General features: G+C 69.0%; 20 protein-coding genes, 1 pseudogene and 1 riboswitch. Of the genes and pseudogenes, 8 read left to right on the top strand and 13 right to left on the bottom strand.

Annotated elements, in window-relative coordinates:
- Positions 1-996 precede the first annotated feature (996 nt).
- Positions 997-1,623, bottom strand: a complete 627-nt coding sequence (locus ACYVDA_RS18050; RefSeq protein ID WP_460819865.1) for a calcium-binding protein — start codon at positions 1,621-1,623, stop codon at positions 997-999.
- Positions 1,624-2,202: 579 nt separating this feature from the next.
- On the opposite strand from ACYVDA_RS18050, the gene ACYVDA_RS18045 reads away from it, so the two are divergent.
- From ACYVDA_RS18045 to ACYVDA_RS18035, 3 genes are all read left to right on the top strand, one after another.
- Positions 2,203-3,366, top strand: a complete 1,164-nt coding sequence (locus ACYVDA_RS18045) for an AbrB family transcriptional regulator (RefSeq protein WP_460819864.1) — start codon at positions 2,203-2,205, stop codon at positions 3,364-3,366.
- Between the two features lie 182 nt (positions 3,367-3,548).
- Positions 3,549-3,866 carry a helix-turn-helix transcriptional regulator gene (locus ACYVDA_RS18040; RefSeq protein WP_460819863.1) on the top strand — a complete coding sequence of 106 codons (318 nt, stop codon included), beginning with the start codon at positions 3,549-3,551 and terminating at the stop codon, positions 3,864-3,866.
- 1,756 nt (positions 3,867-5,622) lie between these two features.
- Positions 5,623-7,512, top strand: a complete 1,890-nt coding sequence (locus tag ACYVDA_RS18035) for a bifunctional polysaccharide deacetylase/glycosyltransferase family 2 protein (protein WP_460819861.1) — start codon at positions 5,623-5,625, stop codon at positions 7,510-7,512.
- Between the two features lie 309 nt (positions 7,513-7,821).
- Here the strand turns inward: ACYVDA_RS18035 and ACYVDA_RS18030 are convergent, their stop codons facing one another.
- Positions 7,822-9,030 carry a S53 family peptidase gene (locus tag ACYVDA_RS18030; RefSeq protein ID WP_460819860.1) on the bottom strand — a complete coding sequence of 403 codons (1,209 nt, stop codon included), beginning with the start codon at positions 9,028-9,030 and terminating at the stop codon, positions 7,822-7,824.
- A 597-nt stretch (positions 9,031-9,627) separates the two neighbouring features.
- On the opposite strand from ACYVDA_RS18030, the gene ACYVDA_RS18025 reads away from it, so the two are divergent.
- Complete coding sequence (locus ACYVDA_RS18025; protein WP_460819859.1) at positions 9,628-10,014, top strand: hypothetical protein; 387 nt, start codon at positions 9,628-9,630, stop codon at positions 10,012-10,014.
- Positions 10,015-10,172: 158 nt separating this feature from the next.
- On the opposite strand, the gene thiD is transcribed toward ACYVDA_RS18025, so the two are convergent.
- The 8 genes and pseudogenes from thiD to ACYVDA_RS17985 form a co-directional block, all read right to left on the bottom strand.
- Positions 10,173-10,976, bottom strand: coding sequence for a bifunctional hydroxymethylpyrimidine kinase/phosphomethylpyrimidine kinase (thiD, locus tag ACYVDA_RS18020; protein WP_460819858.1), 804 nt, complete (start codon positions 10,974-10,976; stop codon positions 10,173-10,175).
- Positions 10,973-11,635 carry a thiamine phosphate synthase gene (gene thiE, locus ACYVDA_RS18015; RefSeq protein WP_460819857.1) on the bottom strand — a complete coding sequence of 221 codons (663 nt, stop codon included), beginning with the start codon at positions 11,633-11,635 and terminating at the stop codon, positions 10,973-10,975. Before thiE ends, thiD begins: the two co-directional genes overlap by 4 nt.
- A complete protein-coding gene (gene thiM, locus ACYVDA_RS18010) occupies positions 11,632-12,426 on the bottom strand; it encodes a hydroxyethylthiazole kinase (protein ID WP_460819856.1) in 795 nt (264 codons plus the stop codon). Before thiM ends, thiE begins: the two co-directional genes overlap by 4 nt.
- Positions 12,423-13,055, bottom strand: coding sequence for a thiaminase II (gene tenA, locus ACYVDA_RS18005; RefSeq protein WP_460819976.1), 633 nt, complete (start codon positions 13,053-13,055; stop codon positions 12,423-12,425). Before tenA ends, thiM begins: the two co-directional genes overlap by 4 nt.
- 65 nt (positions 13,056-13,120) lie before the next feature.
- Positions 13,121-14,383, bottom strand: a complete 1,263-nt coding sequence (locus ACYVDA_RS18000) for a purine-cytosine permease family protein (protein ID WP_460819855.1) — start codon at positions 14,381-14,383, stop codon at positions 13,121-13,123.
- Positions 14,384-14,512: 129 nt separating this feature from the next.
- Positions 14,513-14,601, bottom strand: a riboswitch (TPP riboswitch).
- 321 nt (positions 14,602-14,922) lie between these two features.
- A pseudogene (locus ACYVDA_RS17995) lies at positions 14,923-16,098 on the bottom strand (IS3 family transposase).
- Positions 16,099-16,148: 50 nt separating this feature from the next.
- Positions 16,149-16,271, bottom strand: a complete 123-nt coding sequence (locus ACYVDA_RS17990; protein WP_460819854.1) for a hypothetical protein — start codon at positions 16,269-16,271, stop codon at positions 16,149-16,151.
- Positions 16,272-16,413: 142 nt separating this feature from the next.
- Entirely contained in the window at positions 16,414-16,719 is a 306-nt protein-coding gene (locus ACYVDA_RS17985) for a hypothetical protein (RefSeq protein ID WP_460819853.1), read from the bottom strand.
- A gap of 153 nt (positions 16,720-16,872) precedes the next feature.
- Here ACYVDA_RS17985 and ACYVDA_RS17980 point away from each other — a divergent pair, with 153 nt between their 5' ends.
- Both ACYVDA_RS17980 and ACYVDA_RS17975 read left to right on the top strand, forming a co-directional pair.
- A complete protein-coding gene (locus tag ACYVDA_RS17980) occupies positions 16,873-17,292 on the top strand; it encodes a hypothetical protein (RefSeq protein ID WP_460819852.1) in 420 nt (139 codons plus the stop codon).
- A 648-nt stretch (positions 17,293-17,940) separates the two neighbouring features.
- Complete coding sequence (locus ACYVDA_RS17975) at positions 17,941-18,576, top strand: maleylpyruvate isomerase family mycothiol-dependent enzyme (RefSeq protein ID WP_460819851.1); 636 nt, start codon at positions 17,941-17,943, stop codon at positions 18,574-18,576.
- A 145-nt stretch (positions 18,577-18,721) separates the two neighbouring features.
- On the opposite strand, the gene ACYVDA_RS17970 is transcribed toward ACYVDA_RS17975, so the two are convergent.
- From ACYVDA_RS17970 to ACYVDA_RS17960, 3 genes are read right to left on the bottom strand one after another with little or no spacing between them, the layout of a single operon-like run.
- A complete protein-coding gene (locus tag ACYVDA_RS17970; RefSeq protein ID WP_460819850.1) occupies positions 18,722-19,561 on the bottom strand; it encodes a sulfite exporter TauE/SafE family protein in 840 nt (279 codons plus the stop codon).
- Positions 19,558-20,973 carry an MBL fold metallo-hydrolase gene (locus ACYVDA_RS17965; RefSeq protein WP_460819849.1) on the bottom strand — a complete coding sequence of 472 codons (1,416 nt, stop codon included), beginning with the start codon at positions 20,971-20,973 and terminating at the stop codon, positions 19,558-19,560. Before ACYVDA_RS17965 ends, ACYVDA_RS17970 begins: the two co-directional genes overlap by 4 nt.
- A gap of 59 nt (positions 20,974-21,032) precedes the next feature.
- Positions 21,033-21,362, bottom strand: coding sequence for a rhodanese-like domain-containing protein (locus ACYVDA_RS17960; RefSeq protein WP_460819848.1), 330 nt, complete (start codon positions 21,360-21,362; stop codon positions 21,033-21,035).
- A gap of 299 nt (positions 21,363-21,661) precedes the next feature.
- Here ACYVDA_RS17960 and ACYVDA_RS17955 point away from each other — a divergent pair, with 299 nt between their 5' ends.
- Both ACYVDA_RS17955 and ACYVDA_RS17950 read left to right on the top strand, forming a co-directional pair.
- Positions 21,662-22,153, top strand: coding sequence for a hypothetical protein (locus ACYVDA_RS17955; protein ID WP_460819846.1), 492 nt, complete (start codon positions 21,662-21,664; stop codon positions 22,151-22,153).
- A gap of 144 nt (positions 22,154-22,297) precedes the next feature.
- Positions 22,298-22,535 (top strand): permease (locus tag ACYVDA_RS17950; RefSeq protein WP_460819845.1); only part of this gene is annotated, 238 nt, incomplete at its 3' end.

Genomic DNA, 22,535 nt, shown 5'->3' with positions numbered 1-22,535 from the left:
GTCACGGTCGCACCCCCGCGCCTCGGTAAGTGCCACAGGCGTGTGGGGTTCCCACCCGTCTCGGCGCTGCCGATCACGCGCGTCGCGCCGCCCCCTGTTCCACGAAGTCGATGACCCCTCGCTCAAGATGGACCCGATGGCACCCACACCCGGCTGCCCCACCACGTTGACGCCGGTCTCACCGGGACAGAGGGGAAGCTGAACCCCTCGGGCCCGCACCACGTCCTGCACCCGGTGCAGCGCTAACGGCCGTACTCTCATGCCCCGCCGGGAGGTTGACGGATGGAGATGAACTGGCGATCGAGCCAGCAAACCGCATCCGCTCGTCACCGCTCTGCCAGCGTGGCAGCCGGATCAGGGGGCTGGGCGGGTCGCCGTCGGGGTCGTGACGCTGATGGTCGTGGCGTCTGCGTCATCCGCTCGCGGCTGGTGACCCGCGGTCACGTGAGGTGAAACGTGCGCGGTAGGCCCGCGGCCCACTCGGGTACGGGGGGGCTTGGTGAGGGAGTTCTCCCACCGCGCCATCACCAACGGGAAGGCGAACATCACCAGGATGCTCACCGTCACCAGCGCGAGGCCCTGATCCAGGTCGTTGCCGATCAACACGCCACTCCTTCGGGGTTCAGTCTCCAGCACCCCGTGAGTACCCCAATGCCTGAGCGGAACCCGGTGGAGCGACGCCCAGGCTAACCGCGGAAACCGGACACTGGGCATGAATCGGGCTCAGGTGTGCAGTGTTCCCACTCGCCGGGTCATGAGTTTGGCGGAGATTGAGAGTGCGCTCCTGGCCCTCCGACGACGGCCGACGGACGGCCGCCCCATCGCCCCGGAACCCAGGGCCCACCCGACGCCGCAGAGAGCGTCTCCGCCCCATCACCAGCAGGCGCTGCACGACGACATCCGCGGGTCAGCACCAGCGCACACGGTGCCGCCGTCGCGCGGACGACGGACGCACGGGTGCAGACAGACCAGCCTGCACCCGCGCGCCCCCATCGTTCAGTCGTCGGATGCGCCGTCGGCGTTCACGACGTCGTTGCCCTGGCCGCCGTCCTCCACGTCGTCGCCAGCACCGCCGTTGAGCTCGTCGTTCCCATCATCACCGTGCTCGACGTCGTTCCCCTCGCCACCGTTGATCACGTCGTCACCGGCGCCACCGTTGAGCTCGTCGTTCCCGGCGTCACCGTTCTCCACGTCGTTGCCGGTACCGCCGTTCTCCACGTCGTCACCGGCACCCCCGTCGATGTGGTCCTGGCCTGCATCACCGTTCTCCACGTCGTCGCCGGTGCCGCCGATCTCGGTGTCGTCGCCGGTCCCGCCGACCTCGGTGTCGTTGCCGGCACCCCCGTCGAGGCGGTCGTTGCCAGCCCCGCCGACGAGGCGGTCGTTGCCGGCGCCGCCGCAGATGACGTCGTTCCCGCCGCCGCCGTAGACGGTGTCGTTCCCACCGAGGGCCACGATCACGTCGCGGTGCGACGTCCCGTGGATGACGTCACGGTGACCGGTCCCCACGATGGTGGCGCGGAAGCCGTCACAGGAGTACGACGCGGCAGACGCCGCAGCCGGGTGGTTGACCATCAAGAACGTGATTGGCGCGATGGCAACAGCGAGGGCACGACGGTACATGGGGACGCTCCAGCTTCAGGGGGAGGGCGGGATCTCAGACGCGGCGGCACGATGCCTCACGCGCTGACGCAGATACTGATATGCGTAGATGAAGTGGAACATTTGGGACGCTAAGACGCACTAGCTATCGCCAAAAATTTCTCAGACTGGTCACGAGCTCCCCTCAGGTCTCTGTCACTACCGAGAAGAGGTCCACCGCGGCCCCCACCGCCCGCGGCTCGGCGATCCTGACAGCCAAGATCCACGCAAGACCGCGCGGGGCCGCGAGGCCGAAGCGTGGGTCTCATTGACGGACGAAGTCCACGGCATGCAGGTCCCGGCGCCCACGCCAGGTGCGGCGCCGCGGCCGACTTACCACCGCCGCTGGCCAATGGACCGGCCCATGCCCGACTTGGCACTTCGCCCAAAGGCCCCAGCGGGTGCGTCCAGGCTCGACGTCATCTCCGCCTAAGCTTTGGGCTCCCGACATGCCCTCCACCACTCGTGGCGATGTGGCGCTTCCGTTCACCTGGGTGCCGACCGAAGGCCCCGAGGGGTCCGTCATCCTCACGTCATGCACGGTCCGTTCCACTTCTGACCATGTCCCTCAACGAAACCACGGCCGTCGAGGCAGAAGAGACCAGCAGCGCATCCGCGGGCATCGAGAAACCTGCCCGGCGCCGACACGTGGTCGCCCAGACCCTGCTGTGGGTCGCTCTGATCGCCTTCGCCTGGGTCGCTGGAAAGTACGGCGAACAGTTCAACCTGCCAGCACCTCACGTGATGGTCTCTGTCGTGATCGGCCTTGTCGCCGCCAGCACCGGCCTGATGCAGCGCGCGGTCCCCCGGCATCTCCACACTGCTGCTCAAGCCGTGACCGGCGTCATCATCGGCACCTTCCTCAACGTCCAGGCACTCGGCGCGGCGGGCGCGTCGCTGCTGCCGCTCCTCGCCGTCACCCTGGCCACCTTGGTCCTCAGCCTCGCTGGCGGCCTGCTGTTCGCGAAGTGGACGGGCGTGGACCAGACGACCGCGTCCCTGGGCATGGTCGCCGGAGGATCGGCTGCCATCGTCAGCGCGGCCGAGGACCTCGGCGCTGACTCGCGCACCGTCGCCTTCATGCAATACCTGCGTCTGACCCTCGTGGTGCTCACCATGCCGCTCCTGGTCCGGTTCATCTTCGCCCCCGGCCTGGGTCAGTTCCACGGCCTCGGCGCCAAGGAGGTGGAAGTCCCGTTCTCAGTGATCGGCATGTTCTTCCTCGTCTTAGCCGCCCCGGCCGGGTACCTGCTCGGCAAGCTGCTGCGCATGCCCGCTCCGGCGCTCCTAGGCCCCGTGCTCCTCGCAGCCATCGCGACCGTCGCGGGCCTCGGCGTCTACCCACCCGAGATCTTCCGCGAGGTGGCCTTCAACATCATCGGCCTCGAGGTCGGCCTCCGGCTCAACCGCGCCGCACTACGCGCCATGGGACGGATGCTCCCCAAAGTTCTCCTCTTCGTGGTCGCCATCACCGGCGTCTGCGCACTGCTGGGCTACCTCGTCACCCTGGTCACCAACATCTCGCCCGCCAACGCCTACCTCGCCACCACCCCCGGAGGCATCAACGCCGTCCTGGCGATCGCCTCCACAGTCCATGCCGACGTCGCCCTGGTCTTCACCGTCCAGACCCTGCGACTCTTCGCCATGGTGCTCCTGGCACCAGCCGCGCTGAAGTGGTGGCTGCGCCGTCACCCTGGACGAAGTGGGCGACGCACAGAGCGCTGATATCGCGGCCGCTCCGGGAGCAACCCGCCCGCACGCTCAGCCCTGTTCGCGACCACCTCTCCACACCAACCGACTTCGAGGTGGCACCGGGCGAGAGTGCAGGTCAGGCTCAGATTGTGTCCACGCCGACTAAAGCTGGTGACCTGGCACTAGTGGAATCCATCCACACCCGAGGAGCGACGATGACCACAAGCACCTACGACGGACTCAGCAGCGTCGACTCTGACGCGGACTCTTTGCTGGGGGTCCAGGAAGCCGCGAGCTACCTCTGCATCACGAAGGCGACGCTGTACACCTGGCGCAGCCGGCGCCGGGGTTATGGACCACTTGCAGTAAAGGTCGGTGGGGGCGTGCGCTACGAGAAGTTCGAGCTCGACCGGTGGATTGCTGCGCATACGGAGACCGCGGTGGACGACCCGATGGTCGAGGAGTCGCGACGCGGGCGGGACCCGAGCCCGGTCGCTGGTCGTGCCCTAACGGCCGGCGCACGCCGCGAGTAGGTCTCGCCATGGCGCGTGGTCGACCGCCCACTCCCCTGCACACCTGGGGAGCCATTGGCGTCACGCAACCCCGGCCGGGGGCGTTTAGGGTGCGTTCGAGGGTGCGGGACGACGACGGCATCACGCGCCAGGTCACCGCCATGGGCACGACCAAGGCACTGGATTCACCACAAGCGCGTCGTAGCGCACCGCGAGGTCCAGCATGGCGCCCAGGACGACCTTGACCGTGCGCTGACGGCTCGGGCCTTCCCCGCCTAGGCCAGTAATGAACCGCTCTACCCGGCTGGTCGACAGTTCTGCGAGCCTGAGCTCTCCAAGCGCCGGCAGCACGGCCCGCCGTAGCAGTCGCTGGGTGGACCCCAAGCTGGCCGCCGATCCGTGCGAGTGCGCTTCGCATCCAGGGCCATCCGAGTCGCCCGCTCACGCAGCTCACCGCTGTACTTCCGAGGTGCCGCCACGACTCTCATCCTTCACTGGATCGAGAGCCTCCTTCAGACCCGAGGCGCTTCAAACGCATCGGGCACCGAGGGATCGCCAAAGGGTCATTCACGAGCCGCTCGCACTCGTAGCATTCCACCCAAGCTGTCTCCTCCATCCCCCTGGTCAGGGGACAAGCCCCGTGACCGCTCGGTCCCGATTGCCCGGGACCGGGCGGTCGCCACCCATCCGGAGGTCTCATTCACACCACATGTAGCCGTCCGACTGAGCGCGGAGCGGTCTGAGCGGCCTCCTCCTCCTCTTGTCAGACACCAGGGACTGGTCCAACTGGGGTGCGCACGCCGGGTTTGGGTCGGGTTGTCGACACCCCAGCAGGCTGCCTCGAAAGAGTCACGAGCATCGAAGTCGTCCCTTTGATGGCGAATATTCAGGCTCATTCAGGGATAGTGACCTCATGGAGAGTGGGGTGCGAGCGCAGATGTCTGGTGACGCTCCCGCCCCGACGGCTGTCTTCGTCGATCCCAGTGGACGACGCCACCGGGCCGTCCGCAGGGTTGGGGTCAGCATGGCGATGCTGGCTGTGGCCTACGGCATCTTGCTCATTGTCCTGGCCGTCACAGGTGCCGCCATCGACGCACCCGGTCTACCGTTTGTTCGACACCTACCGAAGTTGCTGACTGGGCAATACCCGAACCCAGCGAGCACCCCGGCGGCCACCGCGAAGACGCCGCATCCATCGACGGCCACATCGATTGTTACCAGTGTGCCCTCGCGGCCCCCGCTGCGGACCCGAGCAGTTGCTCCTCCCCAGGCACCTCGTGGTGTCGGGACGTTCACGGCCACACCACGACCCGCGAATCCGCAACCCGCGATGGCCCGGGCGCCAGCCACTGAACCCCCGCAGTCTCCGATGCACGGGAAATCCCAGAACACAGCTGCCTCGGTCGCGCCCTCCCCTAGAGGCCGTGGCTCAGCTCACACGGCCAGCCCGGGCTCTCACCCCACCACCAAGACGCGGGGCAAGAGCGCCACAGCCCCCGGGGCTCAGCACCGGCCCTCGCACCCGTGATGACCTCCAGACCCGGTCGCCTCGGCGCGCGAGGTCAAGCCGCGGGTCCATTGGCTACTGCTCGGGGTCTCGCTCCTGGCGTTGCTGCTAGCACTCCTGGTGCAGGGCTACACCCATCACCTCTTCGGGGTATCGCGGGACGCGCGCCCGGCCGGCCCCTCTGACCGGGTGCCCGCCTCGATCACCCAGGGCCGACCCGTCATCGACGACCGCGGCGCGAGGCCCCGCACAGCCGGTCCCACTACGCACGTGATCGCGCTGACGTTCGACGACGGCCCCGACCCACAGTGGACACCGAAGATTCTTGCGGTCTTGAGAGCACACCACGTTCCGGCGACGTTCTTCGTCGTCGGAACCCAGGTGATCGCCAACCCCGACCTCGCCCGGCGCACAGTCGATGCGGGCAACGAGATCGGAATCCACACCCTCACCCACGCCGACCTGAGCAAGCTCCCACCGTGGTGGCAGACCCTCGAACTCACCAATGCGCAACGTGTCGTCGCCGGCATCACAGGACAACAGACCTCCTTGCTAAGACCCCCGTACAGCTCGGAGAATGACGCCGTCGACAACGGCATGCTGGCCGTCATCCACAACGCCGCCCACGACGGATACCTGATCGGGCTGACCACCCTGGACAGCCAGGACTGGACCCGTCCCGGCGTCGCCCGCATCATCAAGAACTCCACACCGCGCACTAGCGCAGGGCAGATTTTGTTGATGCACGATGCAGGCGGGGACCGCAGCCAGACAGTCGCAGCCCTCGCCCGGCTCATCCCGCGCCTGCAAGCCCAGGGATACCAATTCAAAACCCTCAGCCAAGCCATCGGCCTCCCCGGGCTACAGCAGGCGGCGCCAGCCTCCGAGCACCTCGAAGGCGCCGCACTCGCAGCTGAGATCCGGTTCAGCGGATGGGTCGTCTCGACCATGGACGCCGTCCTCTTCGGGGCCGGCGTCCTAGCCCTGTTGCGTGCGCTCCTGGTGATGGGGGCCGCGCGTCGCCACACCCGCCGGCGACCCACCTACCGCCCGTTCACCGAGCCGGTGACGGTCGTGATGCCGGCCTACAACGAGGTCGCCGGCATCGAAGCGGCGGTGCGCTCAGTCGTGGTCGCCACCCACCCGGTCGAGGTAATCGTCGTCGACGACGGTTCCACCGACAACACCGCCGACCTCGTCGAAGCCATGGCCATTGCCAACGTGCGCGTGATCCGCCAACCCAACGGCGGTAAGCCGGTCGCCCTCAACACCGGGATCGCCGCAGCCACCCACGACATCGTGGTGATGGTCGACGGAGACACCGTGTTCAATCCCGACACCGTCCACTCATTGGTGCAACCGTTCTCAGACCCAACCGTCGGCGCGGTATCCGGAAACGCCAAGGTGAACAACCGCGGCGGACTGCTGGGACGCTGGCAGCACATCGAGTACGTCTTGGGCTTCAACCTCGACCGCCGACTCTTCGACATCGCCCAATGCATGCCAACCGTGCCCGGCGCCATCGGCGGGTTCCGCGGCTCCGCCCTGAAGGACCTGGGCGGCCTGAGCATCGACACACTCGCCGAGGACACCGACCTCACCATGGCCCTGTGCCGAGCGGGCTGGCGCGTCGTCTACCAGGAGGACGCCATCGCATGGACCGAGGCTCCCGCCACCCTCGGTGCCCTGTGGAAGCAACGCTACCGGTGGTCCTACGGCACCTTCCAGGCCATGTGGAAGCACCGCGGCGCGCTCACCCAACGTGGCCAGGCAGGCAAACTGGGTCGGCGGGGCCTGACCTACCTCTTCCTCTTCCAGATCCTGCTGCCACTTCTCGCACCGTCTGTCGACGTCTTCGCCTTGTACGGCCTCCTCTTCCTCGACCCGTTACGAGTCATCGGCGTCTGGCTGGCATTCGTCGCCCTGCAATTCATCATGGGCCTCTACGCCTTCAGGCTCGACCACGAGCGACTCACACCCCTGTGGACCATGCCACTCCAACAGTTCGTGTACCGACAACTCATGTACCTCGTCGTCATCCAGTCCCTCTTCACTGCATTGGCCGGCCTGCCCCTGCGCTGGCAACGCATGGAGAGGTACGGCTCCCTCACCGGACCTGAACAGGCCCCTGTTCGCTCCGGGGCTCCTTCACGAACGTGACCTTGCAACTTGAGTGCTGACCGGCCGGCGGAGGGCCGCACACCGTGCTGCCGTGCCTTGCCTACCGGACTGGGCCGGCCCAGGCGCACCTACCCAGGCTCCTTTTGCAACCGGCACCGCCTGAGCCTCGACACGACCGGCAGAAGACCGCTTCGGCGCCGCGGTCGACCTAGCCCTACCGCCGGCGGCGAGGTCGAGCCGCGGTCATCGAGAACCGAGCGCGATCGTGTGGACGCCCAGGGTCACGGGCGAGAATCGCCAGGCCCAGAGACGAACCGGCTAGGTGCGGCGTGGCGTGGCGCACAGCTCCTAGAAGCCGCCGGTGCCGTTCGGGGTGCCGAGTCCGGTCGGTCCGTCCCAGCCCGTACGCGCGGTGCACCACTGGGTCGTCGGGCAGGTGCCGTTGGTTCCGCTGGTGACGTCGAAGAGACTGCTGGCGTGGGCGTAGGGGATCGCGTTGGCGTAGCCAGTGGTGTCTCCCGATAGGGCGTAGACAGCGGCGATGATCGGCGCCGCCTCGCTGGTGCCACCAAACTGGCCCCACGTCGAAGCGTTCGCTGACGATGGGTAGTAGACCGCCAAGCCTCCGTTGCCCGGGTCGGAGGCCGCCGCCACGTCGGCCATCGCACGCTTGGCACAACCGGTGTCAAACGTCGACGCGGCGGGGAGCGCAGTGTTGTTTGTTGAACAGCCCGAACCGGCGCCGCTCCACACCGTCTCTGACCACCCGCGCGAGTTCGACGCACTTACCAGCGAGGTTCCGCCGACGGCGGTCGTGTACGCCGAGGACGCCGGGTAGGAGCCACCCTGGTAGCCGTTGTCACCCGTGGAGGCAGTGACGGCGATGCCGGGGTGGTTGTAGTAGGACCCGTAGGTGGAGTCCGCGGCGTCACCGGTGGAGCCGTAGCTGTTGGAGATCGCCACCACACCAGGCAACTTGGATGCGGTGACCACGGCGGCGCCGAGGTTTGCGAAGGAAGCGGTCTTGGCTTGGAGGACAACGATCTTGCAGTCGGGGCAGGTGGCCGAGACGGCGTCAACATCAAGAGCCTGCTCCTGTGCCCAGCCCACGTCCATCCGCGGCAAGTTCGTGCGGCCGTTCTGGTCGAGGATCCGTAAGCACCCGCTGGCCTGGGTACACGCCGGAAGGCCAAATTGGCTGCGGTAGACCTTCAGATCGTTCTCGAGGTTCGTATATCCGTAGGCATCGACGATGGCCACGGTGCGACCCCCGGACTTAAGCCCGGTGAGCTTGTAGGCGTTCGCCAGCTCGACCGGGTCGAGCCCTGCAGCCGGCGGAGTGCTCGCGGCCGGGGCGACGCCCTGCGCGTCGACCAGTTTCAATGCGTGGCAGGTCGCCTCCCCCTTCGCGACGACGGCCTTGCAGACACGCGCGGGGTGCAGCTTGGCGGGCGCCGCGGAGGCCGCCGGAAGGGCCGTCGTAAGTGCCGCGCTGACGAGAAACGCGGCTGACACCGCGGCAACGATCCGAGACCTGACCATGTCGTTCTCCCTCAAGGCGCGCCAGGCTCCCGAGGCCGCCCAGCGAAGTGCACCCAATGTGGACCCACCAGTCCAGAAAGTAAATGGCCCTGACCAGCCATAGATCAACGCGCCCCGGCGGTTCCCAACGGCTGGCCTGAAAGAGGTTGTGACGCCGACTTGTCAATTGGTCGTGGGGCGGGTCACCTGCTCCGTTCGGCCGCACCATCTCGGCGACACGTCCCCGCAAGCGCCGGTCTGCCATCTCCCTCCCCTCGACGCCGACCCAGTCGTACGATATGTACGTTCTATCCGTTCTTTACCGGGCAGGCCCCTCGGTTGCCCGTCGAAGTCGCCCACCACACCCATCAAGGACGCCCCATGCACGCATCTACCGGCACCACGACCCTCCAACGCCTCGCTGCGACCTCGGCTCTCGTTCTCGCGGGCCTCGGCGGAGGCCTGGCGTTAACCCCTGCCCAGGCCGACACGACCCCGCCATCCACGAGCGCCCCCTCGCCCACGACGAGCGCGAGCACCTGTGACGCCAACGCCCTGCAGCAGGCTGCCACGGCGGCCCAGTCTGCGGCCCGCACGGCCCAGCTGGCGTACACCCGTAGCACCAAGACCTCGATGCAGACACTGGCGGCGCAGCTGAAGACGGCGGCGTCCACCCGTGCCGCACACGCCGCCGACCAGGCCAAGGTCGCTGCACAGACCGCCGCACAGACCCACGGCAAGGGCGCGGCCGCCGCCCACGCTGCTGCCAAGGCTGCGGCTGCGGTCGCCAAGTCCGAACAGCGCGCCGCCAACCAGCTTCGCCACGCCAGCCGCTCCGCCCTCGCAGCCGCGGTCAAGGCTGACCGAGCTCAGCTCAAGACCGCGTGGGACGCCGCCAAGCAAGCAGCCCACGCCGCCCAGACCGCGTTGGACAACTGCACCGCCGACACCGCACCTACCCCTACTGACACCCCAAGCACCAGCCCGGCGGGCGCACCCACCGCCACGCCGACGGCGTAAGGGTGACCCTGCCACCCGGGCTGCTCGGGAGCCCGGGTAGGCACCACGCCACTGGTCACCGGCGTGTGCGGAACACCGACGCGTGGCAGACGACCGGTCCGAACGTGACGCTGATCGGGCAGTCTCAGGGATCGGGCAGTCTCAGGGATCGGGCAGTCTCAGGCCCACCAGGCGTGGAAGTGGTGCACCGGCCCGTGGCCATGCCCGACCTGGAGGCCGTCCGCGGCTCGAAGCGCGGCCGTGAGGTAGTCCTTGGCGCCCCGTACGGCGTCCTCCCACGACCCGGCTCTGGGGCGCAGGGCGGCCACCGCGGAGGAGAGTGTGCAGCCGGTGCCGTGGGTGTTGCGCGTCGCTACCCGGTCGGCGACCAGGCGGTGACGGGCACCGTCGACCTGCAGCAAATCGACACTGTGCTCTCCCGCAAGGTGCCCACCCTTGAGTAGCACCCCAGGACCCAAGGCAGCGAGCCGTTCGAGCTGCCCGGCCATCTCTGCCTCGTCGCCTGCCTCGATCTCACCGAGGAGGTCGGCGGCCTCGGGCAGGTTGGGGGTCACCAGATGACACTCCGGCAGCAGCTCCTCGCGCAGCGCAGCGACGGCGTCCGCCGCGAGCAGACGGTCACCGCTGGTGGCCACCATGACCGGGTCCAAGACGACATACGCCGGTCGACGCTCGCGCAGCACCTCGGCGACGGCGCGTGTCACGTCGGCCGTGCCGAGCATGCCGATCTTGACGGCGTCGACGTCGACGTCGTCGAGCAGCACGTCGAGCTGGCGGCGCACGTCCTTGCCCGAGAGCTGGTGAACCGCCGCGACCCCCTGGGTGCTCTGGGCGACCACGGCGGTGATCACCGCGGTCCCGAAGGCCCCGAGCGCGGAGAAGGTCTTGAGGTCTGCGGAGATCCCCGCTCCCCCGCTGGGGTCGGTCCCTGCGATGCTCAAGACGACGGGTGGTCGGGTCATCGGGCGGCCCCCGAGCGCAGAGCGGAAGCCGCGGCCGTCGGGTCCGTCGCCGCGCACACCGCTGAGACCACGGCCAGTCCGGCCACCCCCGTGGCGCGCACCGCCGCGGCGTTGGCCGACTTGATCCCGCCGATCGCTACGCACGGCAGGTCGGTCGACGCCGCCAGCGCCCCGGCCAGGTCCACGCCCAGAGGGTCGGCTGCCTCGGGCTTGGTGGGGGTCGCCCACACCGGTCCGAGGCCCAGGTAGTCGACCACCGGGCCCTGGGAGTTGAGCGCCTCTGCCTGCGCCACCTGGGTGGTGGTGGAGACCGACAGACCGATCAGCGCCTGGGATCCCAGCAGCCGTCGGGCCACGTCGGGCGGGAGGTCGCCCTGGCCGAGGTGTACTCCGTCGGCCCCGACTGCGAACGCGACATCGACCCGGTCGTTGACCACGAGCGGCACACCGGTCCCGGCTAAAACCTCCTGCACCTCGCGTGTCAGGGCGCAGAGATCACGCGTGTTCAGGCCGGGCTCACGAACCTGCACCAGGGTCACACCCCCACGCACCGCCAGGCGCACGGTCTCAGCGACCCCGCGATCGCCGCACGAGGTCGAGTCGGTGACCAGGTACAGGTCGAGCAGGCCCGTCGTAGCCGCCCGGGACCAGCCGCTCACCGCAGCACCATGCGCTCGACCAGGACTGGTCCCTCCAGGGTGTAGAGGGCGTCGATGAGCCCCACCGCGAAGGACCCCGGGGCGCTGGCCGACTCGGCCGCCACGTCGGCGGCCACGGTGAGGATGCCGGTCGCGGCGACTGCGGCCTCCAGAGGGGCCGCGCCCACACCTGCGCAGGCGGCGACCAGCGCACCCAGCAGGCATCCGGCGCCGGTGACACGGGTCAGCAGCGGCGACCCGTTGTGCACCTCGACGACGACGTCGCCGTCGGTGAGGAAGTCGACCTCGCCGCTGACCGCCACCGCCCCGCCCGTACGCCGGGCCAGCCCGCGCGCCGCGTCCACGGCCGCCTCGGCCGACACCGTGCTGTCCACGCCGCGCCCTGATCCCGCGGCCCCGGCGAGCGCAAGCACCTCCGAGGCGTTGCCGCGCACCACGGCCGGGCGGTGCTCGAGCAACGCGGCGGCCAGCGTCGTGCGGAATGCCAGCGCCCCCACGGCGACGGGGTCGAGCACCCAAGGGGTCCCGGACTCCCGGGCGGCGGCCGCGGCCAGCGGCATGGCCTCGGCCCGTTCGCGCGACAACGTGCCCAGGTTGACCAACAGCCCATCGGCAATGCGCGCGAAGTCGGCCGACTCCTCGGCGTTCTCCACCATCGCCGGTGACGCCCCGACTGCGAGCAGGCCGTTGGCCGTCACGTTGGTCACCACCACGTTGGTCATGCAGTGCACCAGCGGCGCACGCTCACGCAGCCGCTGGAGCACCTCCACGACGGTCTCCACGTTCGTCACACCGGCCACCTCTCCTGCCGCAGTGCGGCATCCCAGAACATCCACTCATAGCGGGCACTACGCTCCGCCTCGACGTGGGCCGCGGCCCTCTGGTCGTGCGTGAGGCCGGTCCCGATGCGGTCCACCAGGTCGAGCACCTCAACGACCACACCGGCGAACTCCTCGCCGGCGTAGGTCTCAATCCACCGCTGATAGCGGGGCTCGCTGGACCCGCGCCCAACCAGGGCCTGGCCAACCCGGGCATAGATCCAGTAGCACGGCACCACCGCGGCCAGGCCCTCAGCGAACGAACCACCATGGACGGCGCCGAGCAGGTGCCGGGTGTAGGCGTGGGTCGTCGGTCCGACGGGCATCGCGGCCAGCGCCGCAGCGTCGAGGCCCACCTCGGCCAGCAGACCCTGGTGCAGGCTCAGCTCGACCTCGGCGGTGCCGACGGCGTGGCGCGCCAACATCGCCGCGTCGAGTCCCGACGGGGCCCGGCCCGCAAGCGCGGCCAGCGCCCGACCGTAGTCACGGAGGTAGTGCGCGTCCTGGGCCACGTAGTAGGTGAAGCACCCAGTCGGCAGCGACCCGTCGACCAAGCCCGTCAGGAACGGGTGCTCGAACACGGCGGCGTACGCGGGCTTCATCGCAGTCCACAGCTGCCCCGACCATCCGTCCCGGTCAGCTGGGTCAAGGGGGCCGGTCACCAGACTCACCGGCGCCGGGCCAACCGCAGGCCCGCGTGGACCAGAGCCGTGACCACAGCAGCAACAACAAACGAGCTCAGTGACGCGCTCATCCACACCTGCGGTGAGAACCCGACCCAGCCAGCCAACGCGTTCCACCAGTGCGCCCACAGCTGCACCTGGCCGGGGTTGAGGACCTGGTAGACCACGAATCCTGCCAGCCAAGGCAACAACATCACCCACCGCGTGGGGGCGCTCTCTGAAAGGTCCCACGGTCGACCGCGCAGGCACACCCGGTCAGCCACAAGCACCGCGAACAACGGCACGAACACCGACCCAATCAACGACAAGAAGCTCGCGTAGTCGTAGATGTTCACGACCAGGGCGAGCACCGTGGTCAGCGCCCCGACAACGACCGAGATCGCACGCCGGTCCCAGCGCGGGCGGAGGTTCTGGGTGGAGACCGTCGTGGAGTAGACGTTCGCGAAGGACTGGTCGAGCTCACGGACCGTCACCACCACGAACGCCAGCACACCCAGCGGCACGGCCAGGAAGGTCGCGAAGACATCACCACCGCGCGTCAGGACACTGACCACCGCCACCAGCCCCAGGCCATAACAGGCCACCTGCATCACCGTGTAACCCACGAACGCCCCGGTCGCCGCCGCACGCGGCGTGCGCGAGTGACGCGAGTAATCCGCAGCCATCGGCACCCACGACACGGCCACAGCCAAGGTGGTATCGATACCGAGGCTCAGCCCGCCCCACCCGCCACCGCCAGCATGCACCGGGTGCGCGAGCAGCTGACCCATCAAGTACGACAACGCCACGACCACACCCACCGTCACGTAGCGTCGAAGCAGCCGCACCGAACCAAGCGGACGAGTCGCCAAGACCGTGGTCGACACCCCGATCAGCAGCACACACCCCCACCGCGGCACACCCGGCACCACCTGGCCCAGGGCGGTGGCGATGGTGACGATCTCGAAGGTGCCCCAGCCCACCATCTGCACCACGTTGAGCACCGTCGGCACGAACGACGCCCGGGCGCCGAAGACGCCTCGCAGCAGCACCATGGAGGGGGCACCGGTGCGGGCGCCAAGCACCGCGGTAGACGCGATCGCGGCGGCCCCCAGGGCGGTGCCGACCACCACGGCGACCAGAGCAGCGACAAAGGAAAGCCTCGCAGTGCCCGGACCGCCCGGCTGCAGTACCGCCACCGCCCCGGTGAACCCCAGCAAGCTGACCCCGAGGTTGCCCCACAGGCCCAGCTGGTCCCAGGTACCCAACGTCCGGGGAGCGTCCTGGGTCAGGGTGTGCGGAACCTCGACCGCCCCGGAAGGAAGCGACGGGCGAGGACCAGGTCCCTCAAAAGGTGGGTGGTCTGGACGGGTGCGTACATCGCTCATCGGCCTCTGCTTCCTCCGCCGGCATTACCCGGCTCAGGTTCAAGCGGTCGGCGACCTGCTACGTCGCCCTCTCAGCCCGATCCCGTCGAGCTCCCGCGTCTTGGCGCCTCCGACGATAGCGCGGCCCGATACGGCGAGCACTCTCGCCCCGACCTCGGCGGCGACCCATCCAGCAGCGCCGAGGCGCGAGGGCCCGAGGTCGCACTGGCCAAGCTGCGAGGTGCGCCCACCCGCGTCACCCTCGTGTTCGCGGTAGCGGAGTCCCTACTCCTGCTCACCGTGGCGGTGACTTCGGCCCCGTTCTTGAGGTCGGTCGTGGCGCCCGAGGCGATGAGCCCGCCAGCTCGGCCGCACCGACAAGGCCGTCCTCGCCCGCATCCACCGCGACCGGGTCTGCTGCACGGACAGGTGACAGGTTTTTAGGCGGCCTGGACGGCCAGCTTGGTCATGATTGTCTCGAACTCGACGGGGGTCAATCGTCCGAGTGAGTCCTGCCGACGACGTCGGTGGTAGGTCTTTCGATCCAGGTCACGATGGCCATACGGAGCTCTTCCCGGGTGGCCCAGACTTGCCGGTCAAGGACGTTCTTCTGCAGCAGGCTGAAGAACGATTCCATTGCCGCGTTGTCGCCCGCGGCACCGACTCTGCCCATTGATCCGACGAGCTGATGCCGGTTCAACGCTCGTTGGGCCTTGCGTGAGCGGAACTGCGATCCGCGGTCTGAATGGACCACGCATCCGGCCACGTCCTCGCCGGCTCGACTGCGCATGGCGACGGCGTTGTGTATGGCCGCGACCGCCAGCCGGGACTTCATCCGTGAGTCGATGGAGTAGCCCACGATCCTGTTCGAGTGCACGTCCTTGATCGCGCAGAGGTACAGCTTCCTTCCGCGGTCCAGTGCTCGGTGATGTCGGTCAACCAGAGCTTGTTGCAGGCGTCGGCGACGAAGCTGCGCTGGACCAGGTCGTCGTGGACCGGCGGGCCGGCCTTCTTGCCCTTGCCGCGCTTCTTCTTCCCGAACACCGACCACCACTCGTTCTCCGAACAGATCCGCCACGCGGTCCGATCGGCCATCGGTTGCCCAGCATCACGTGCCTCATCGAGCAGGAATCGGTAGCCGAACTCGGGGTCGTCGCGGTGGGCGTCGAACAGCGCGTTGGCACGGTAGGCCTCAGCGAGCTCGGCGTCGGTGACCGGAAGCGCCAGCCAGCGGTAGTAAGGCTGGCGGGCGATGTCGAGCACCCGGCACGTCACCGTGACAGGGATCCCGTCGGCGGCCAACTCGCGGACGAGCGGGTACATCATTTTCCCGGCAGATTCGCCTGCGAGAGATACGCCGCGGCCCGCCGCAGCACCTCGACTTCTTGCTCGAGGAGCTTGATCCGCTTGTTCGCCTCACGCAACGCATCGGACTCGTTGGCCGCCCGCCCAGCCGCCGAGGGACTCGATGACTTCTTGTCATCGATCGTGAGCCAGCGTTTGAGGCACGACGGTGAGACACCGAAGTCCTTCGCGACCTTGGCCACCGACGCATCGGAGTCTCGGTAGACCCGGATCACGTCCTCGCGGAACTCCTTGGGGAACGCCTTCGGCATGGTGCACATCCTTCCAGCGCCGACACACATCGACGCAGATCAGATGTCACCTATCCGTGCAGCAGACCCTGGTTCCAAGTCTGGGCGGTGGCGACCGCGGGCACGCCGACGGCGAGCGAGAGGCCCGCGGCCAGCGCGGACAGGGTGGTCAGGACGCGGGTGTGACGACGCATGAAGTTGGGTTCCCCCCCAAGAGAGGCCCCTGAGCTAGGGCCGAGACCGCGAGGATAAGGGTTCGCGACCGCCCTCTGGGGCGACATGGCTCATGTTGTTGTCAGGCAGCAACCGCCTGCGCTGGCAGGGTCCCGACGCCGGTCAGTCGCGTTGGTCGAGCCGGTCAACCTCGTCGGCGAGCTCGTCGCGCATCAGGAGGAGCCGTTCACGGCCACGGGTTGTGAAGTGGCGCAGTTGAGCGTCCAGCAGCACCTGCGCCCCGTACTCATCGACACCGAGGAGCGCCCTCAGGCCGCCGGCGGCGTCCTCGGTACTGCCGGCGGCACCGATGACGTCCATCACCGCGGCCCGGTTGTCGGCGGCGGCCACTAACGCGTTCAGCATGACGAGCCGTTCTGCCGTGGCGGCGCGCTCCGCGGCCCTGTCACCGGGTCGGTCGTGATCCATGTCGCCGAGTCTCCAGTGGACCGATGCCGGTGAGCAACCGGGTCGACCAGGCGGGAGGGCCGTGCCACCTGTCGGATTCGGTGGAGCGACGGTCGACGCCTCAGGCGCGGAAGTCCGATGCGGGTCCCACGTCGGCTGGCACCATGTGCAGCCATGGAGACACCCACGGGCGCAGGAGTCACGCCGGCGAATGAGAACGCGGCGGCGGCCCGCGCAGACACGCGGTTGACCAAGCTGCAGGTCCTGATAGGCCTAGTCGCACTGTCGGGGGCGGCGGGGCTGGTCGGGCTATTCGTGCCGGCCCCCGCGATGTACGAAAGCGACGGCTGGGCCAGCAACAGGTGGGTCCTGGCCAGCTTCGCTGGCCTAATCTGTGCCGCCGCTGCGGCTGTCCTCGGCCGTCGACGTGACGCCGTTGTGGCCGTGGGGGCCGCCGTGGTCCTCCTGGCGTTCGCAGCGGACTCCAACGCCCAAGGGCCGTTCATCGCACTGCCGGCCTTCCTGGCGTGCCTGCTGGTGGTCGCAACCGGCGCATGGGCCTTGTGGACCGTCGCACTGGAACGGGCAAGCTAGCCAGTGCTAGCGGACTACAACGTGTGCGGGTCGGTCATCCGCATGTACTGGGACTACGGCGTGAGGTTCCTTTTGTGGGACGCCCACACGCTGTTGCCGCAAGACCCCGGATGGCTCAAGGGCTCGCTCGGTTTGAGCGGGCCTCTGACCGCCGGGGATCTCCATGGTGGTCGGTGAGCGCACCCACACGCGACTCGTATTGCAGAACCTCGACTATCGCCCGCGCTCGCCTCGCCTCGCCTCGCCGACCCCACAGGGCGACGTAGTCAACGGGACCGCGTTGGTCACGTCGCCTGACCACCACCGGGGCCTGCTGACGAACTGGTGACAGTGCCAGATCGCCCAGCACGAGAAGCTCTTGACCCCCAGGTCGGCGGGCCTGAGCCCTTGCGCGCTCGACGGGTTCCACCACGCTCGCGCCGTCCCCTCCATCGCGGTCCGTCCTGTCTGTCCTACCGGGTCTTGGTCCGTAGTTGGTCCGTCCTTGCCCCGTGACGCGTTCACTGGACCTCGTTCGACAGGTCGTGCTGGACTCGAGACGGCCTCACGAGGCACGGTGGCACGGCCGACCAGGTCATGCCAGGTCGGTGACGGGAGCTGATCGCGGGCCATTGACCACGATCCCGGATGTCGAGGAGGCCGAGGCCCATGGGCTCGAGCGACATGATGAGGATGGCGCGGCAGGAACGGGGTGAGCTGCTGGGCCTCCTGCGCACCCTGACTGTCGAGCAATGGTCAGCGCCGTCCCTTTGCGATGGGTGGAGCGTGCGTCACGTGGCCGTGCACGTGGTCAGCTACGAGGAGCTGTCACTCCCAGCCCTGGCCTTGTTGTTCCTGCGCGGCGGCCTGCAGCCCGACAAGGTCAACGACGTCGCGCTTCGCACATGTGCCGGGCTGACTCCTGCGGAGGTGATCGACCTGTACGAGCGCCACCAGCACCCGCGTGGGCTCACCTCAGCCCTGGGCGGTCGCATCGCCCTGACCGACGGCACCATCCATCACCAGGACATCCGGCGTGCGTTGCACCTGCCTCGGAGCATCCCCGCCGAGCGCCTCGTCGCAGTGCTCGAGTTCTCGCTGAAGGCACCGACCCTGCCGTCCCGCAAGCACCGCCGCGGACTTCGGGTGCAGGCCACCGACTGCGACTTCGCCGTCGGGACCGGCCCCGATCTCACCGGACCGGGCGAGGCACTCCTGATGGCCCTGGCCGGGCGCCACGAGGCCCTCGAGGAACTCTCCGGGCCGGGACTGCCCCTACTCCACCGACGCCTGATCGAGGCCTGAACCGACCCCTGGGTCAGTCGACCACCCGTCGAAGTCTCGTCTCACACCGGCACCGGACGACCAGTTGTCGGCGTCGGCTGGACCGGGTCTACGGCGTGGCACCCGGGCCACCGTGTCTGCGAGCCGCTGGATCGCACAGCCGTGGCTAGTGAAGTGCGGGAACCGCCTGGGCGACTGTGTATGCCGCGACTGCGATGAGCAGCAGGGTGAACGCGGACTGGAGGCGGTCGGTCTCGACGCGGGCAGCGATGCGGGCTCCGAGCCAGCCGCCGATGACGGCGGCGACCGTGAGGAGTCCGACGAGGGTCCAGTCGGGGTGGACGGCGGTGCCGGCGCGCACGACAAGCGCGGCCGCAGAGGTGATGGAGATGACGACCAGCGAGGTGCCAGCAGCCAGTTCCATCGGCAGGCCGAGGGCCAAGACCAGCGCCGGGACGACGAGGAACCCGCCGCCGACGCCGAGGAATCCGGTCAGCAGGCCGACCATGGTCGCGGTGATGAGCACCTTGAGCGCCCGGGGGCACGCGCAGGCGAAGTGGGGGCTGAAGGTGATGATCGGGTCGTCGACCTGACCGCCCTTGCGAGGCTCCTCGCCGCGGCCTCGGGCCCGACGGGCCTTGAGCTGGCGGGTCAGCATGACGGCGGCCACCACCACGAGCAGGGCCGCGAACGCAGCCATGAGCACCGGACCGGGGACGAGTCCTGAGGCCTTGGCTCCGACGGCTGCGCCGGCGATCGCCACGACACCGAAGGCAACGCCGCGGCCCAGCAGCAGGTTGCCGGCCCGGTGGGCGGTGACGGCCCCGATGAGCGAGGTCAGCCCGACCACGACCAGGGACCCGGTGGTGGCCTGCCCGGGAGTCTGCCCGAGGGCGTAGACCAGGACCGGGACGGCGAGGACCGACCCGCCGCCACCGAGGGCCCCCAGGCTGAGCCCGATGAGGAGCCCGGCGATGACGGCGACGGCCAGCAGCCCCAGGCTCACGCCGCGGAGGAGGCGTCGGTGCCGACCAGGTGCAGGCCGACCTGCTCGGCGTTGGCGAAGGAGTCGTCGATCGCGACCAACGACCGTTTGGCCGCGGCGAGGAACGAGGCGGCGACCGAGGCGCGGTAGCCGCCGGCGCAGTGGACCCACACCTCACCGGCGGGCACGTCGCCCAGCCGCTTGGGCAGTTCGTGCAGCGGGATGTTGACAGCGCCCTCGATGCGAGCGGTGTCGTGCTCGTCGGCGCGACGCACGTCCAAGATGGTCACCTCACGGTGGTGGCGGACCTGGGCGAGGTCGGCGAACGTCGCGGTATCGAATGCGCCGAGCTCGACCCCGGTGCCGGCGACCCAGTCGGTGGGGCTGCCGGTCGCGGCTGCGGCGGGGCGGTCAATGCCGATGCGGACCAGCTCGCGCTGGGCGGTGGCGACGTCTTCTGGGGTCTCACCGAGCAGGGTGATCGGGGTGCCCCACGCGAGGAGCCAGCCGAGGTAGGTGGCGAACCCGCCGTCGATGCCGAAGTTCAGCGACCCAGGGACGTGGCCGGCGGCGAAGACGGTGCGATTGCGCAGGTCGACGACCCACTCCCCTGCCTCGATCCGGGCGCGCACCTCGGCCGGGTCGGCCTGGGCGGGTGCGGACAGGTCGGGCTCGGACGGACCGGCAGCGTTGGCCGGGGCCATGTGGGCGTAGTAGGCGGGGTACGCCGAGAGACCGGCGAGGAGCTCGCGGACGTAGGTCTCCTCGTCCGAGGTGAGCACGGGGTTGGCGGTCTTCTCCTGGCCGATGGTCGAGGACGTGGCCTCGGACTGGGTGGCGGAGCAGAAGGAGCCGAAACCGTGGGTGGGGAACACCTCGGCGGCATCGGGCAACGTCGCGGCCAGGCGGTGGGCCGAGGCGTGCTGGGCGCGGACCAGCTCGTCGGTGTGCTCGTGGCCCAGCAGGTCGGGTCGGCCGGTCGCACCGAACAGCAGCGAGCCGCCGGTGAAAACCCCGATGCTCGCCCCGCTCTGGGTGTCGGCGAGCTCGTAGGACAGGTGGGTGAAGGTGTGGCCCGGGGTCGCCAGCGCGGTGACGCGCATCCGGCCGCCGACCTCGACGACCTCCTCGTCGCTAATCGGGGTGCGGTCGAAGGAGACCTCGTCGGCTCCGTTGACCAGGTACGCCGCCCCGGTGTGCTGGGCGAGCGCGAGGCCACCGGTGACGTAGTCGTTGTGGATGTGGGTCTCGAAGACGTGGGTCAGGCTCACCCCGTGCTCGTCCAGGAGGGCCAGGACGCGGTCGATGTCACGCTGGGGGTCGACGACGAAGGCGACCTGGCCGTCGTGGACCAGGTAGGAGCGGTCGCCCAGGGTGGGGGTCTCGATCGGGACGATCGTCAGGTCGGTGCGGGGCTTGCTGGTGCTGGTCATGGTGTCCTCCGAGAAGCGGTGTCGGTGGTCGTGAGCTGGCTGATGGGTGAGGGCTGGGGTCAGCTGGGCTGCGAGCCGGTGACGACGTCGCGGCCCGAGCGGATCCAGCCCGAGGTGCCGCCGGCCACGGAGTAGGCCTCGAACCCGGAGGCGATCAGCAGGTCGGTCATGGCGGCGCTGCGGTTGCCCGAGGCGCACACGACGTAGACGGGCGCGGACTTGTCGAGCTCGCCCAGGCGGTTGGCCAGCTGGCTCATCGGGACCGGCCGGGCGCCGGGGACGTGGGCCTCGACGTACTCAGCCGGCTCGCGCACGTCGATGACGGCGGCGCCGGTGGTCATCACCTCGACGAGCTGGTCGACGGTGATCTCGGGGGTTTGGCGGCCCACAGGTGCTCCTTCAGTCTGTAGGGCGATACCTAGGGGGGTATAGGACTGAGAACACAGTAACACCCCGGGGGGTATACTCGCCTCGAGGTCCCGGGAGATCCACGTCACCTTGCGCATATACCCCGTAGGGGTATGCTGCGACCGGTAGCCACCGGTCTCGGCGAGCGTGGGTTCAACGTGGAATGAAGGGAGGGGTGGTGCGCATGGATGACACTGGTGCTCACCGCGTCCACTCATCCCGTGCGACGCGAAGGTCGCAGCGCGCCCAGCGGCGCAGCCGCACGCGACGCGCAGTCGCGGTGTGCGCGGTCCTGCTGGGCCTGCTCGCGATGCACGCACTCGGCACCCACGGAGCCATGGGCGGGTCGATGACGGCCCGTCCCGTCGTCGCGGTCGAGTCCCTCCAAGGCGTTCATGCCATTGAGGTGGTAGGCGTGATCCGCGGCGACAACTCGGCGACCGACGCCACCTCACCCGCCCAAACCTCGATCGCGAAGCATGTGGATGCGACGAGGGCGGCCTCGGCAATGCGCGCCACGCCTGCTGCATATGGCCGGTCGGCTGTGATGAGCCACGGCACCCCGATGGGCGCCATGGACGCGATGGCGATGCTGTGCGTCGTTGTGTTGTCGCTGGCCCTGGCATTGCTCGTCCGGGCCGCCCTCGACCGGACCGCCGGGTCGCTGGTCGGCACCACCACCCGCGCTCGGCATCCGCGGCTCGTGTGGGCATTGGGCGGTCTCGACCGACGACCACCAGTCGTGTCGGAGTACTCCGTCCTGAGGTGCTGAGGGGCCGTCCGCCCCGGCCCGCGATCTCCACGCATTGGTGATGACCAGACCGTGCCAGCCGCAGGCAACCACCCGGGTACACGCGCGTCCGCATACACCCGGACCGACCCCAGCCCCCTCGACATCTTCTGAAGGAGACCCCACGTGTTTCTCATCGATGCCCTGAAGACGACCGGCTCGATGACCTGGCAGATCGCCTGGTCCCTGATCTTCGGCTTCACCCTCTCCGCCATAGTTCAAGCCGTCGTGCGCCGCGAGACCGTCTCGAGGATGCTCGGCGACGACCGCCCCGCCACCCTGCTCAAGGCCAGCGGTCTGGGCGCGGCGTCCTCGTCCTGCTCCTACGCCGCCGTCGCGCTGGCCCGCTCGCTGTTCCGCAAGG

The organism is Nocardioides korecus (assembly GCF_054778395.1).
This window is presented reverse-complemented; position numbering and strand designations above follow the sequence as displayed.

Excerpts from the sequence above, each read along its gene's own strand:
- ACYVDA_RS18050 (WP_460819865.1), bottom strand. The coding sequence starts at position 1,623 with ATGTACCGTCGTGCCCTCGCTGTTGCCATCGCGCCAATCACGTTCTTG.
- ACYVDA_RS18045 (WP_460819864.1), top strand. The coding sequence starts at position 2,203 with ATGTCCCTCAACGAAACCACGGCCGTCGAGGCAGAAGAGACCAGCAGC.
- ACYVDA_RS18040 (WP_460819863.1), top strand. The coding sequence starts at position 3,549 with ATGACCACAAGCACCTACGACGGACTCAGCAGCGTCGACTCTGACGCG.
- ACYVDA_RS18025 (WP_460819859.1), top strand. The coding sequence starts at position 9,628 with ATGCAGACACTGGCGGCGCAGCTGAAGACGGCGGCGTCCACCCGTGCC.
- thiD (WP_460819858.1), bottom strand. The coding sequence starts at position 10,976 with ATGACCCGACCACCCGTCGTCTTGAGCATCGCAGGGACCGACCCCAGC.
- tenA (WP_460819976.1), bottom strand. The coding sequence starts at position 13,055 with ATGAAGCCCGCGTACGCCGCCGTGTTCGAGCACCCGTTCCTGACGGGC.
- ACYVDA_RS17990 (WP_460819854.1), bottom strand. The coding sequence starts at position 16,271 with ATGCGTCGTCACACCCGCGTCCTGACCACCCTGTCCGCGCTGGCCGCG.
- ACYVDA_RS17985 (WP_460819853.1), bottom strand. The coding sequence starts at position 16,719 with ATGGATCACGACCGACCCGGTGACAGGGCCGCGGAGCGCGCCGCCACG.
- ACYVDA_RS17980 (WP_460819852.1), top strand. The coding sequence starts at position 16,873 with ATGGAGACACCCACGGGCGCAGGAGTCACGCCGGCGAATGAGAACGCG.
- ACYVDA_RS17975 (WP_460819851.1), top strand. The coding sequence starts at position 17,941 with ATGGGCTCGAGCGACATGATGAGGATGGCGCGGCAGGAACGGGGTGAG.
- ACYVDA_RS17965 (WP_460819849.1), bottom strand. The coding sequence starts at position 20,973 with ATGACCAGCACCAGCAAGCCCCGCACCGACCTGACGATCGTCCCGATC.